This window comes from Micromonospora sp. CA-263727 (genome assembly GCF_050942455.1).
In the GTDB taxonomy this organism is placed as follows: Bacteria; Actinomycetota; Actinomycetes; order Mycobacteriales; family Micromonosporaceae; genus Micromonospora.
The window spans coordinates 4924106-4937799 of sequence record NZ_CP192031.1 but is presented as its reverse complement, the minus strand read 5'-3'; the positions used below and the strand labels follow the sequence as shown (position 1 = coordinate 4937799).

Genomic DNA, 13694 nt, shown 5'->3' with positions numbered 1-13694 from the left:
CCCTTTGAGTTGTCTCCGCGCGACCGCGGGCCGGCCCCCCTGGCGGGCCCGTTCGGGTCGCGGCTGGATCGGGACCCATCCTGGTCGTGGCGGGATAACCAGCGGAGACGTACCCGTTGCGGGGGTGTAAAGCGCTACCGGCGGGCGCGCAGCAGCTCCGCCACCGACCAGGCCTGGAACGGGCAGCCGGTGGCGGCGTGCGGGGCGAGACCGTCGGCGGTCTCGCTGACCGAGCCGAGGCCGTACTCGGCCAGGTGCGCCGCCAGGCCGGCGAAGAGTTCGTCGACCGGGCGACCGGCCCGCCGGCTGGCATCGGCGTACGGGCCGATCAGCCACGGCCAGACCGTGCCCTGGTGGTAGGCGCTGTCCCGCTCGGCCGGCCCGCCCCGGTGCCGGCCGACGAAGCCGGGGCAGTCGGGGGAGAGGCTGCGCGGGCCGAGCGGGGTGAGCAGCCCGGCGCCGACCCGGCCCAGCGTCTGCGGATCCGGCTCCAGCGGCGCGAACGGCAACGACCAGGCCAGCAGCTGGTTGGGGCGCAGCAGGTCGTCGTCGTGGGAGGCCGCGCCGCCCAACGGGTACGCCGGTGCGGGGCCGTCGACCACGTCGTGCAGCCAGCCGGCCGGGGTCGGGAAGCGGTCCCGGAACGCCTTGACCGCCCGCTCGTGCAGCCGGTGCAGCCCGTCGGCGTCCCGCCCGGCCAGCTCGGCCAACTCGGCGGTGGCCGCCAGGCCGTTGACCCACAGGGCGTTCACCTCGACCGGCTTGCCGTGCCGGGGAGTGACCGGCACCCCGTGCACCCGGGCGTCCATCCAGGTCAGCGCGGCGCCGGGGACGCCCTGGGTGAGCAGCCCGTCGGCCGGGTCGACGGCGATGCCGTACCGGGTGCCGGCCAGGTGGGCGTCGACCACCGCGCAGAGCGCCGGCAGCAGCTCGTCGCCGAGGTCGGTGTCTCCGGTGACGGTGACGTGCCGGCTGACCGCGTGCAGGAACCACAGTGTGCCGTCGACGGTGTTGTACTCGACCTGGCCGGTGTCGGCGGTGTTGGCCAGCATCCCCTCCGACAGCGTCGCCGCGTACGACCGCAGCAGCTCGCGGCCCAGATCGGCGCGGCCGGTACGCAGGAACAGCCCCTCGTAGGAGATCATCGTGTCCCGCGACCAGGCGCCGAACCACGGGTAGCCGGCGACCACGTCCGGCCCGGTGCCGGTCTGCACCACGAACGCGTCGGCGGCCAGCGTCAGGGTGGCCGCCACGTCGTCGGCGGGCCGGGCCGCCGCCACCACCGCCCGGTTGCGCCGCCGCGCCGCCGCCACCACCTGCGGCCCCGGCTCCGGCTCCGGCTCCAGTCGACCGGCCCAGGCCAGCACCGACACCGTGTCGCCGGGCCGGTGCAGGGGGCCGCGGAACTGGCCCGCGTACCAGAGATCCTCCTCCGGATGCAGGCCGCGGGCCGCCTCCTCGCGGTGGTACACGCCCCGCCACCAGTGGCCCTGCGGTGTCCAGCCCGGCCCGGAGAGCCGGTAGGCCCCCTCGATCACCGCGCCGCCCTCCACCGGCTCCATGTGCAGCGGCGGCCCGTCGGCGTGCCGCTCGCCGTGGGCGTCCCGCCAGGTGCACGCGGCGGCCAGCTCCAGCTCGACCGGCCCGCCGCTGACCAGCCGGTGCACCACCGCCACGCAGGACCGCCCGTGCAGGGCGGCCAGCTCCCGCTCGATCACCACCTCGCCGATCCGCCACCGCCAGCGCGGCAACCCGTCGGTCAGGTCGAAGCGCTCCAGCAGCTCGAAGCCGCGCGGGTCGACGTCGCCGGAGGCCCACTCGTGCGCGCCGAGGCGCACCCGGGCCCCGGAGGGCAGCAGCACCGCCGGGTCGAGGCTGGCCAGTCCCACCTTTCGGGAGGACGGGGTCTTTCCCGGGACCACCAGCAGGCCGTGGTAGCGGCGGGTGCGCAGCCCGCCGACGGTGCCCATGGCGTACCCGCCGAGGCCGTCGGGCACCAGCCACTCCCGCGCGGCGGCGCTGGTCAGCTCGCCGCAGACCTGCGAACCGAAACGAATCTCGATCAACTTTCCTCCACCGGCGGCGAGGTGTAACACGACACGACGACAATGGCCGCTGTGGTGAAGTACCCCGGCGGCGTCGAAGATGTGCAGGTGATCATTGACGGTTCGCCCTCCGCCCCCGACGCCGAGCGGGTCCGGCTCGCCCAGGCTGACGCCGGGGAGCAGGACTGGCGCGCATGGGGTCCCTATCTGTCCGAGCGGGCGTGGGGGACGGTCCGGGAGGACTACAGCGAGCACGGCACGGCGTGGGACTACTTCCCCCACGACCATGCGCGGTCCCGAGCCTACCGGTGGTCCGAGGATGGCATGGCGGGCGTGTGTGACGACCGACAGACGTTCTGCTTCGCCCTCGCGCTCTGGAACGGGCGCGACCCGATCCTCAAGGAGCGGATGTTCGGCCTCGGCGGGGACGGCGGCAACCACGGCGAGGACGCCAAGGACTACTGGTGGTACGAGGACTCCACGCCCACCCACTCGTGGATGCGCTGGCGCTACCACTACCCGCAGGCCGCCTTCCCCTATGACGAGCTGGTCGCGGTCAACGGGCTGCGCGGCCGGGACGACACCGAGTACGAGCTGGTCGACACCGGCGTCTTCGACGACGACCGGTACTGGGCGGTGACCGTCGACTTCGCCAAGGCCACCCCGACCGACATGTGCATCGTGGTGACCGTGGCGAACCGGGGCGAGGAGGCCGAGCGACTGCACGTGCTGCCGCACCTGTGGTTCCGCAACACCTGGGCCTGGGGGCTGCCCGGCGCCGACCGGGTGCCCCGGATCGTCGGCGAGGGGCGCCGGCTGGTCGGCGAGCACTGGGTGCTGGGGCAGATCATGCTCGAAGGCGACGGCGACCCGACGCCGCTGCTCTGTGACAACGACACCAACGCCGAGCGGCTCTGGGGGCTGCCCAGCCGCACGCCGTACCCGAAGGACGGCATCAACGACCACGTGGTGTCCGGGGCGGAGACGGTCAACCCGGAGCTGACCGGCACCAAGGGGGCGCTGCACTACGTGCTGGACGTGCCGGCCGGCGAGCAGCGGCGGATCCGGCTGCGGCTGACCCGCACCGCCCCACCGCCCGGGGACGGCGACCCGCCGCCGGCCGACCTGGGCGACGGCTTCGACGCGGTGCTGTGGGCCCGGCGGGCCGAGGCGAACCGGTTCTTCGACGGGGTGATCCCGGCCCGGGCCAGCGCCGACGAGGCGCTGATCGCCCGGCAGGCCATCGCCGGGCTGATGTGGGGCAAGCAGTTCTACCACTTCGACGTCAAGCGGTGGCTGGAGGGCGACCCGGGGTCGACGCCGCCGGCCGGGCGCGAGCACGGGCGCAACAGCGCCTGGTGGCACATGACCAGCTTCGACGTGATCTCCATGCCGGATCCGTGGGAATACCCCTGGTACGCCGCCTGGGACCTGGCCTTCCACTGCGTCAGCATCGCCCGGGTCGACCCCGGTTTCGCCAAGGAGCAGCTCCTGCTCCTGCTCCGCGAGTGGTACCTGCACCCCAACGGGCAGATCCCGGCGTACGAGTGGGCGTACGGCGACGTCAACCCGCCGGTGCACGCCTGGGCGGCGCTGAAGGTCTTCGAGATCGACGGCAGCCGGGACCACGACTTCCTGGCCCGGATGATGCACAAGCTGCTGATGAACTTCACCTGGTGGGTCAACCGCAAGGACACCGGCGGCAACAACGTCTTCGAGGGCGGCTTCCTCGGGCTGGACAACGTCGGCCCGTTCGACCGGTCGGCGGCGCTGCCGGTGGCCGGGGTGCTGGAGCAGTCCGACGGCACCGGCTGGATGGCGATGTACGCCCTCAACCTGCTCGACATCGCCATCGTGCTGGCCGAGCACGACCGCACCTGGGTGGACACCGCGACGAAGTTCTTCGAACACTTCGCGTACATCGCCGCGGCGGCGTACTCGCAGGGGCTGTGGGACGACGAGGACGCCTTCTTCTACGACGTGCTGCGGCTGGCCGACGGCACGAAGGTGCCGCTGAAGGTGCGTTCGGTGGTCGGGCTGCTGCCGCTGGCCGCGGTGACCCGGCTGCCCGCGCGTACCCTGCACCGGCTGCCCGAGCTGGGGGCCCGGCTGCGCTGGTTCCTCACCAACCGCCCCGAGTACGCCTCGGTGATAGGGGCACGGCGGATCGGCCCGGACGGGCGGCAGCAACGCCTGCTCTCCATGTGCGGCCCGGAGCAGGTGGTCCGGCTGCTCGCCCGGATGCTGGACACCGACGAGTTCCTCTCCGAGTACGGCCTGCGTACGCTCTCCCGCGCGCATTTGGACAAGCCGTTCGCGGTGACCCTGGGCGGGCAGGAGTTCAGCGTCGGCTACGAGCCGGCCGAGTCGACCAGCGGCCTCTTCGGCGGCAACTCCAACTGGCGCGGTCCGATCTGGATGCCGACGAACTTCCTGCTGATCAGCGCGCTGCGCGACTACGCGGCGTTCTTCGGCGACGACCTCCAGGTGGAGTACCCGACCCGGTCCGGGGTGAAGAAGACCCTCGACGAGATCGCCGACGACCTCTCCGCCCGGCTGATCGCGCTCTTCACCCGGGACGACTGGGGACGCCGGCCCATCTACGGCGCGGCCCAGCTGTTCCAGACCCACCCGGACTGGCGGGACCTGATCGCCTTCCCCGAGTACTTCCACGGCGACAACGGGGCCGGCCTCGGCGCCTGGCACCAGACCGGCTGGACCGCCCTGGTCGCCGACCTCGTCCTCACCCTCCGCCGCTGACCGGGCGGTGCGTAGAGTCGCCAATCCGTCGCGGGATGCTTACCCTGAGTTGCCCGCGGCTAGCATCGATGACGTGTCAGACGACCCAGACACAGGTCGGGACGGCGACGCGATCGTCGCCACCGCGTGGCAGTTGGCCGAGGCCGAGGGCTGGGCGGCGGTGACCGCCCGCCGGCTGGCCGAGCGTGCCGACGTCGACCTCGGCGCACTCTACGAGCGCTTCGCCGACCGGGACGCGGTGGTCACCGCGGTCGCGGTGCGGGGCTTCGCCGACCTGGCCGTCGCGCTGACCACCGCCCGTACGGCGGTCGGCCGGCCGCCCGAGATGTGGCCGGCGGTGATGGCGGCCTACCTGGACTTCGCGTACGCCAACCCCGAGGTGTACGACGCGATGTTCGCCCACACCCCGGATCTGACCCTCGGCGCCGAACAGGTACCCGAGACGGTCGCGGCAACCTTTGCGGAGCTGCGAGCGGCGCTCGTTCCGTTGGCCGCCGGGCGAGATCCCGACACTCTCGCCGAACTCGGCTGGAGCCTGCTGCACGGCATGATCATGCTTACCCGGGGCGGCCGGCTGCGCCCCGAGGCCCAGGACCAGCGTGAACAGATGCTGGACAACCACCTCTTCACTCCTCCCTGACCCGGCTCGTCTCGCGATCTTGGACGGTTTCCGTTAGCTGCTAACGGAAACTGTCCAAGAATGACTCCTGTCGCCACCGCAGCGGGCGGAATATCGGTTGGTCGGGTTGCCTAGAGTCGCAGCGTGGCAGGTGACGGGGTGGCGATCGAGCCGGGACGGGTGCTGGTCTTCGACGCGGACGACACGCTCTGGGAGAACAACGTCGTCTTCGAGCGGGTGATCGACGACTTTCTGGAGTGGCTGGACCATCCCACCCTCGACCGGGTGCAACTCCGGGCCGTGCTCGACGACATCGAGCGGGCCAACGCCGTCGCCCACGGGTACGGCAGCAAGGTCTTTCTGCGCAGCCTGCGGGAGTGCCTGGAACGGCTGCGCGAGCGGCCGGCCACCGAGGCGGAGCGGCGCGAGATCGACGGCCTGGCGGTGGCGCTGCTGACCCATCAGGTCGAGCTGATGCCCGGGGTGGCCGATGCGCTGGACGAGTTGGCCGGCCGGCACGAGTTGCTGCTGCTGACCAAGGGGGAGCGCGAGGAACAGCAGCGCAAGCTGGACGCCTGTGGGCTGCTGCACCACTTCAAGGCCGCGCACATCGTGCCGGAGAAGAACGTCGAGACCTACCGCTGGCTGGTCCGCGAGCACCTGGTCGACCCGGCCCGGGCCTGGATGATCGGCAACTCGCCGCGTTCCGACATCCTGCCCGCCCGGGCGGCCGGGTGGAACGCGGTGTTCATCCCGAACGCCAACACCTGGGTGCTGGAGCACGACGAACTGGATCCGGCCGACGCCGGGGTGCTGCACCTGAGTGCCTTTCCCGACCTGCTGCGCCATTTCTGACCGGCGCCGGTCCGCTGGCGGCGCCCCGTGTTCCGCGCCCGCCTGGCGTGCCTCACCCATCCGTCCGGGCTCAGGTGATCTCGCCGCGGACGATGGCGACCGCGACCCGGCAGAACTCGTCCATGTCGGGTTCGAAGCCGGCGGCGATGTCGGGGTGCAGGCCGACGCGGGTCTCGTCGAGCAGCCGTTGGCAGACCTGCTCCACCGGTTCGCCGGTGTAGCTGTCGCGGACCCGGTCGGCGGCCGCCTGCAGGGCCGAGGTCAACTGGTCCTCCAACGGGCCGCGCAGCTTCTCCTGCACCGGATCCCGGGGCTCCAGAGTGACATGTGGCTCCGACATCGGCGCTCCCCTCGTTCGCGGCTGCGGTACCCCACCGCGGCCATTGGTCAAACCACGGTCGGTACGGCGGCGACGCGTACCTGGTACGAGAACTCCTCCGCCGGCTCCTCCACGTACGACAGCCGCCGGATCTGCTTGTCGTCGTCGTAGAGGGCGACGTCGACCAGGACGCCGAGGTGGGTCAGTCCGATGCTGGAGACCCGCTTCTTGTCCTGTAGTACCGCGCACACCCCGCCCAGCAGGGTGCTGGCGTCGGAGGTGCGGTGCCCGGGCGGGCAGCGCAGGGTCAGGTCCACCTCGATCGGCCCGGACAGTGGCGTCCAACCGGTGCGTTGCGCCGCCTCGCAGGCGGCCTGTAGCAGGGTTCGTACCCTCGTCGCCTGCCGATGCCCGGCGGCGAAGATGGACAGCGCCTCGGTCTTGACCGGTGGCAGGCCGCTCACGTCGAACGTCAGGGTGAGAGCGCGGGTGTCCTGCGCCACGACGGCACCTCCTCATTGGGGACGATCCTGCCCAACCGGTGGACCGGTTACGGGCTGTTCCCGCGAGAAACATCCGATTGGGCGGGTCGGGGTCGGCCGGTGGCGTATCGACGGCGACGGCGTACGCGCTGACGGCGAAGCACGTCAAACGCTAGTCCACCGGTCAGCCGCTGGGTAGCACCGCCGCTCACCTGGTGGGACGTGACGGGAACGCGCAGAACCCGTTGCCCTCCGGGTCGGCCAGCACCCACCAGTCGATCTCCGTGTCCGGCTCGCGGACCAGCCGCGGCCCCGGCATCGAGCAGCACCGCCGGCTCCGCCTCCGGCAGCCGCAGATCCAGGTGTACGCGGAGTCTTGACGGTAGGTGGCTCGGGCACCCGGTTGACCCGGATCGACTCGGCGCGGGAGCGGGCGTCGTGTGGGTCGACCCGGGTGTCGCCGTCGCCGGTGTCGATCAGCTTTCCGTCGAGGATGCGGGCCGGGGTCAAGGGGTGGAAGTCAGCAGGGTGTCGATCTGGTTGATGGCGGCGCTGGCGCCTTCGACGACGCCCATGTCGAGCACCTGCTGCAACGCCTCGGCGGTGGGGTAGGTGCCGACGTACGTGGCGCGGGTGCCGCCCTCGTGCGCGGTGAAGGTGTAGCTGTTGTGGGAGCTCGGCATGTCCGGGATCGGGTTGAAGTCCAGGTCGGCGAAGCCGTCCTCGAAGGTGAAGTTGTTCGGCTCGTCCACCGTCTTCACCAGCCAGTAGCCGGCGTGCTTGTCGCCCTCCGGCCCGGTCATGAAGTAGGTGACCTTCCCGCCCGGGATCAGGTCGTGGTCGACCACGGTGGCCGGATAGGTCGGCGGTCCCCAGATCTTCTCGAGCTGGCGCGGGTCGGCGTACACCTGCCACACCCGCTGTACGGGCGCGGCGAAGTCGGCGACGATGGTCAGGGTGCGGTGGTCGATGTCCTGTTGTACCTCGATGACGGGCATGTCTCAATCCTCCTGAGTCGGATCTGTTGCGAGCAACATGTCTATGCGGGCGATCCGGCCGCGCCAGATCTGTTCGAGCTCGGACAGCATGGACGTCACCGACCGCACCGCCGCCACGTCGCCGCTGGCCAACTGCTCGCGGCCACGGCGGCGTTTGGTCAACAACCCGGCCTTTTCCAGCACCGCGACATGCTTCTGCACCGCGGCGAAGCTCATGTCGTAGTTGGCCGCCAGCGCCGACACCGAATGCTCCCCGGCCAGCACCCGTCGCAGGATGTCGCGCCGGGTGCGATCGGCCAGGGCGTGGAACATCGCGTCCGCCCGGTCGTCGCTGCCCTCACCCACAGGATCAATATACAACCAATCAGTTGTACGTTGTCAAGCTGACATGGCGACAGGGTGTCGGTGGCGCACAGGTCAGGTTTCGCGACTTCACGGGCCGGGCAGTGTTGCAACCACGAGACGCAGGGCCACGGAGCAGCAGGTCAGGGGCCCTGTCCTGGTCGCCGTGCGCCGGGGCGCGGGCCCCTTACCCCGGTTGATGGCCGATACCGAGGGGAGGCGACATGAGCCAGCGATTCGTCAGGCTCGGCGCGGTGACACCTGATCGCGGCGCGGAGAGTGGCAGGGGGACGACATGAGCGGCCCGGCCCGGGGCCGGCGACGGCGCGCGGCGGCGGCTGCCGCCGCGTTGACGTTGGTGGCGCCGATGGCCGCCTGCGCCGGCGGCGGCGACAGCGGTACGCCCACGATCAATCTGTACTACCCGCCCGAGCAGAATCTGCGGCAGGTCGTCGACGAGTGCAACGCGGAGGCCGGCGGGCGGTACCGGATCGTCTACCGGGTGCTGCCACGGGAGGCCGACGAGCAGCGGGTGCAGATGGTACGCCGGCTCGCGGCCGAGGACACCGGCATGGACGTGCTCGGTCTCGACGTGACCTGGACGCAGGAGTTCGCCAGCGCGAAGTGGATCCTGGAGTGGACCGGGCCGGACCGGGACGAGGTGACGGACGGCACCCTCGACGGCCCGCTGGAGACCGCCCGGTACCAGGACAAGCTCTACGGGGCGCCGAAGAACACCAATGTGCAGCTGCTCTGGTACCGCAAGGACCTGGTACCCGAGCCGCCGACCAGCTGGGACGAGATGATCTCGATGGCGCAGCGGCTGAAGGAGCAGGGCCAGCCGTACCAGGTGCTGACCATGGGCGCCCAGTACGAGGGCCTGGTGGTCCTCTACAACACCCTGGCGGCCAGCGCCGGCGGCCACATCCTCAACGACGACGGCACCGAGGCCGTGATGGACGACGGGACCGTGCGGGCGCTGGAGGTGTTGCGCCACCTCGCCACCTCCGGGGTGACCTCGCCGTCGTTCAGCAACGCCACCGAGGACCCGGTGCGGCTGGACTTCCAGGCCGGCAACGGCGCGTTCCAGGTGAACTGGCCGTTCGTCTATCCGGCGATGCAGGAGGCCAACCCGGAGCTGGCGGAGCAGGTCGGCTGGGCCCGGGTGCCGGGCGTCGACGCGGGCACCCCGGGCCGGGTGACCATCGGCGGGGTCAACCTCGCCGTCAGCGCCCACTCCGAGCACCCGCAGGAGTCGTTCGACGCGGCGAAGTGCCTGCGCAACGCGGAGCACCAGAAGTTCTCCGCGATCAACGACGGGGTGCCGCCGACCATCGAGCGCGTCTACGCCGACCCGGAGATGGACGAGGCGTACCCGATGAAGGAGACCATCCTCGAACAGCTGCGGGATCCGGCGGTCCGGCCGCTGACCCCCGCGTACCAGAGCATCTCGACGGTGACCTCGGCGATGCTGTCGCCGCCGGCGGCGATCGACCCGCCGGCCACCGCGGAGCAGCTGCGCGCGGCCATCGCGGACGCCCTGGAGTCGAAGGGAGTGCTGCCGTGACCGAGCGAACCCGCAGCACGCCGGCCGGCGCGGAGGTGACCGCCGACCGGACCGAAGCCCACGGCCGGCACGCCCGGGTGCCGGCACAGCGGGCCGGCCGGCGCGGCAGGCCGCCGCTGAGCGAGAACAAGCGGGCCGAACGGAAACTGGGCTGGCTGCTCTGCGCGCCGGCCGCGCTGGTCATGGTCGCGGTGACCGCCTACCCGATCCTGTACTCGGTGTGGCTGTCGATGCAGCGTTTCGACCTGCGTTTCCCGGCCGAGCGGGAGTTCATCGGGCTGGACAACTACGTCACCGTGCTCAGCAACGAGTTCTGGTGGACGGCGTTCGGGGTGACCATGCTGATCACGGTGGTCACCGTGGCCGTGGAGCTGGTGCTCGGCATGGGGCTGGCGTTGATCATGCACCGGACGCTGGTCGGCCGGGGCATCGTGCGGACCGCGGCGCTGATCCCGTACGGCATCGTCACGGTCGTCGCCGCCTTCTCCTGGCGGTACGCGTGGACGCCCGGCACCGGCTACCTGGCCAACCTCTTCTCCGACGGGGCGCCGCTGACCGAGCGGGCCAGCTCGCTGGCGATCATCATGCTGGCGGAGATCTGGAAGACCACGCCCTTCATGGCGCTGCTGCTGATGGCGGGCCTGGCCCTGGTGCCGGAGGACCTGCTCAAGGCCGCCTCCACCGACGGGGCCACCGCGTGGCAGCGGTTCACCAAGGTGATGCTGCCGGTGATGAAGCCGGCGATCCTGGTCGCCCTGCTGTTCCGCACGCTGGACGCGTTCCGGGTCTTCGACAACATCTACGTGCTCACCGCCGGGGCCAACGAGACCTCGTCGGTGTCGATGATCGCCTACAACAACCTGATCCGGGGCCTGAACCTCGGCATCGGCTCCACCATGTCGGTGCTGATCTTCATCACGGTGGCGATCATCGCGTTCGTCTTCGTGAAGCTGTTCGGCACCGCTGCCCCCGGCAGCGACGACGGGGAGAGGCGTTGACATGGCCGACACCACCACCCGCGCCAAGCTGCGCTGGGGCCTGCTGGACGTCGCCGTGGTCGTCTTCGCACTGACCCCGGTGCTCTGGATCATGTCGCTGTCGTTCAAGACACCGGCCACGCTGACCGACGGGCACTTCGTCCCCCGGGAGTGGACGGTGGAGAACTACCGGTCGATCTTCGCCACCGACCAGTTCGTCCGCGCACTGATCAACTCGATCGGCATCGCGCTGATCGCCACCGTGATCGCGGTGGTGCTGGGCGCGATGGCCGCGTACGCGATCTCCCGGCTGGACTTCCCCGGCAAGCGGCTGCTGGTCGGCGTCTCCCTGCTGATCGCGATGTTCCCCCAGGTGTCGCTGGTCTCGCCGCTGTTCGAGATCGAGCGCCAACTGGGGCTCTTCGACACCTGGCCGGGCCTGATCCTGCCGTACATCACCTTCGCGCTGCCGCTGGCGATCTACACGCTGTCGGCGTTCTTCAAGCAGATCCCGTGGGACCTGGAGAAGGCGGCCAAGATGGACGGCGCGACCCAGGGGCAGGCGTTCCGGCGGGTGATCGCCCCGCTGGCCGCGCCCGGGCTGTTCACCACGGCGATCCTGGTCTTCATCTTCTGCTGGAACGACTTCCTCTTCGCCATCTCGCTGACCTCCACCGAGCGCTCGCGCACGGTGCCGGTGGCGCTGTCGTTCTTCACCGGCGAGTCGCAGTTCGAGGATCCGACCGGGGCGATCTGCGCCGCCGCCGTGGTGATCACCGTACCGATCATCCTGTTCGTCCTCTTCTTCCAGCGCCGCATCGTCTCCGGCCTGACCTCCGGCGCCGTCAAGGGATAGGTGAGAACTCGTGGCTGACATCGTGCTCGACAAGGTGAGCAAGAAGTTCCCGGACGGCACCACCGCGGTGCGGGACGTCGACCTGGAGATCGCCGACGGCGAGTTCGTGATCCTGGTCGGCCCCTCCGGCTGCGGCAAGTCGACCACCCTCAACATGATCGCCGGGCTGGAGGACATCAGCTCCGGTGAGCTGCGCATCGCCGGGCAGCGGGTCAACGACAAGGCGCCCCGGGACCGGGACATCGCGATGGTCTTCCAGTCGTATGCGCTGTACCCGAACATGACCGTCCGGGAGAACATGGCGTTCCCGCTGCGGCTGGCCAAGCTGGACAGGGAGACCATCACGCAGAAGGTCGAGGAGGCGGCGAAGGTCCTGGAGCTGACTCCGCTGCTGGACCGCCGACCGGCGAACCTCTCCGGCGGGCAGCGGCAGCGGGTGGCGATGGGCCGGGCGATCGTCCGCCAGCCCAAGGCGTTCCTGATGGACGAGCCGCTCTCCAATCTGGACGCCAAGCTGCGGGTGCAGATGCGTACCGTGGTGTCCCGCCTCCAGAAGAAGCTCGGCACCACCACCGTCTACGTCACCCACGACCAGACCGAGGCGATGACCCTCGGCGACCGCGTGGTGATCATGCGGGGCGGCGCGGTGCAGCAGGTCGGGCCGCCACAGGAGCTGTACGACCACCCGAGCAACCTCTTCGTGGCCGGGTTCATCGGCTCACCGTCGATGAATTTCCTGCCCGCCAGGGTCGAGGAGGGCAAGCTGCGGACCGCCCTGGGTGACGTGCCGATCGGTGACCGGATCCGCCGCGAGCTGGAGGGCGCAGACGCGGCCCGGGAGCTGATCCTCGGCATCCGCCCCGAGCACTTCGAGGACGCCGACCTGGTCGACGAGGAGACCCGCCGCCGGGGCCTGGAGTTCACCGCGCCGGTCGACATCGTCGAGTCGATGGGCTCGGACAAGTACGTCTACCTGACCGTCGAGGGGGAGCGGGCCTCCGCCGCCGAGCTGGAGGAGTTGGCCGCCGACACCGGTGCCGCCGACTTCACCGGCACCGGCTCGAACCTGGTCACCCGGCTGTCGGCGGAGTCGACCGTGGTCGAGGGCGAGAACCGCCGAGTCTGGTTCAACCCGGAGAAGATCCACCTCTTCGACCCATCCAAGGGAAACGCAAACACGTCTTCGGCGTTAGGAGGCGTATCACCACTCGACCGAGGCTAGCCGGGCCTGCCCACGTCGCAGGTCATGCTATTGAGGCGTCGCGAGTCGACCGCCCAAGCCACGAGCCTTTCGTAACTCGGTAGCCTTTCCGGCGGTGCCCCCGCGCGATCCGCGGCCCACACGAAGACCCGCCCCCGGGCCCGGCAACGGGGGGGGTAGCCACCGGGACGGGCCGCTCACTCGGGGTGGGAATCCGCCCAGTCCGTGAACCGGGCGCTCAGGCCGGCGGGGCGTTCACCAGAGTTCAGCTCGGCAAGCTGGTCGGCAGCTCGCTCGCGAAGCCCGGTCAGTAAGGCCAGCAACTCGGCTCGGCGCTCGCGGTACTTCGCGAGGAGGCGCAGCTTCGCTGGGGAGCACGGCCACGCCGCGCCGCACGCCTGGCAACGCCACGTCGGGCGGGAGGGTTCGTGGTCTTCGAGGTGTCCGCTCACCCTGCCGACCTCCCGACGCCGAAGCGCGGCCGGGAGCGACGTTCGTACGGGACGGGCGGGACCTCTACCCGTTGCATCCCTGCGGGCATCAGGAATAGTGCTCGTCGCTCCGTCGCATCCCCGTGCCGGTCGAGCTGGTACGCGTCGATCCAGGCCCATCCGTCGTACGTCGTCCTGTCCAGCCTCCGGATGACCCGCACCAAGATTGGCCGCATGAATTG

The 13694-nt window shown here is 70.6% G+C and carries 12 protein-coding genes; 7 read left to right on the top strand and 5 right to left on the bottom strand.

The window, feature by feature from the left end; genetic code table 11:
* Positions 1-134 precede the first annotated feature (134 nt).
* Complete coding sequence (locus tag ACQPYA_RS21555) at positions 135-2066, bottom strand: amylo-alpha-1,6-glucosidase (RefSeq protein ID WP_433528903.1); 1932 nt, start codon at positions 2064-2066, stop codon at positions 135-137.
* Positions 2067-2108: 42 nt separating this feature from the next.
* On the opposite strand from ACQPYA_RS21555, the gene ACQPYA_RS21550 reads away from it, so the two are divergent.
* The 3 genes from ACQPYA_RS21550 (at position 2109) to ACQPYA_RS21540 (ending at position 6279) form a co-directional block, all read left to right on the top strand.
* Positions 2109-4805: an MGH1-like glycoside hydrolase domain-containing protein gene (locus ACQPYA_RS21550; RefSeq protein ID WP_433528902.1), complete on the top strand. Its 2697-nt coding sequence runs from the start codon at positions 2109-2111 to the stop codon at positions 4803-4805.
* A 73-nt stretch (positions 4806-4878) separates the two neighbouring features.
* Positions 4879-5445 carry a TetR/AcrR family transcriptional regulator gene (locus ACQPYA_RS21545; protein ID WP_433528901.1) on the top strand — a complete coding sequence of 189 codons (567 nt, stop codon included), beginning with the start codon at positions 4879-4881 and terminating at the stop codon, positions 5443-5445.
* Between the two features lie 159 nt (positions 5446-5604).
* The gene (locus tag ACQPYA_RS21540; protein ID WP_433533561.1) at positions 5605-6279 is read left to right on the top strand and encodes an HAD family hydrolase; all 675 of its coding nucleotides are present in this window, start codon (positions 5605-5607) and stop codon (positions 6277-6279) included.
* A 70-nt stretch (positions 6280-6349) separates the two neighbouring features.
* Here the strand turns inward: ACQPYA_RS21540 and ACQPYA_RS21535 are convergent, their stop codons facing one another.
* From ACQPYA_RS21535 to ACQPYA_RS21520, 4 genes are all read right to left on the bottom strand, one after another.
* A complete protein-coding gene (locus ACQPYA_RS21535; protein ID WP_433528900.1) occupies positions 6350-6619 on the bottom strand; it encodes a hypothetical protein in 270 nt (89 codons plus the stop codon).
* Positions 6620-6666: 47 nt separating this feature from the next.
* A complete protein-coding gene (locus ACQPYA_RS21530) occupies positions 6667-7101 on the bottom strand; it encodes a hypothetical protein (protein ID WP_433528899.1) in 435 nt (144 codons plus the stop codon).
* A gap of 485 nt (positions 7102-7586) precedes the next feature.
* Positions 7587-8078, bottom strand: a complete 492-nt coding sequence (locus tag ACQPYA_RS21525) for an SRPBCC family protein (RefSeq protein WP_433528898.1) — start codon at positions 8076-8078, stop codon at positions 7587-7589.
* A 3-nt stretch (positions 8079-8081) separates the two neighbouring features.
* Positions 8082-8423, bottom strand: coding sequence for an ArsR/SmtB family transcription factor (locus ACQPYA_RS21520; protein ID WP_433528897.1), 342 nt, complete (start codon positions 8421-8423; stop codon positions 8082-8084).
* Positions 8424-8715: 292 nt separating this feature from the next.
* Here ACQPYA_RS21520 and ACQPYA_RS21515 point away from each other — a divergent pair, with 292 nt between their 5' ends.
* From ACQPYA_RS21515 to ACQPYA_RS21500, 4 genes are read left to right on the top strand one after another with little or no spacing between them, the layout of a single operon-like run.
* Entirely contained in the window at positions 8716-9987 is a 1272-nt protein-coding gene (locus ACQPYA_RS21515; RefSeq protein WP_433528896.1) for an ABC transporter substrate-binding protein, read from the top strand.
* Complete coding sequence (locus ACQPYA_RS21510; RefSeq protein WP_433528895.1) at positions 9984-10985, top strand: carbohydrate ABC transporter permease; 1002 nt, start codon at positions 9984-9986, stop codon at positions 10983-10985. The genes ACQPYA_RS21515 and ACQPYA_RS21510 overlap by 4 nt, the downstream gene beginning before the upstream one ends.
* A 1-nt stretch (position 10986) precedes the next feature.
* On the top strand, positions 10987-11820 hold the full coding sequence (locus ACQPYA_RS21505; RefSeq protein ID WP_433528894.1) for a carbohydrate ABC transporter permease: 834 nt from the start codon (positions 10987-10989) through the stop codon (positions 11818-11820).
* 10 nt (positions 11821-11830) lie between these two features.
* The gene (locus tag ACQPYA_RS21500; RefSeq protein WP_433528893.1) at positions 11831-13042 is read left to right on the top strand and encodes an ABC transporter ATP-binding protein; all 1212 of its coding nucleotides are present in this window, start codon (positions 11831-11833) and stop codon (positions 13040-13042) included.
* The last annotated feature ends 652 nt before the right edge of the window (positions 13043-13694 follow it).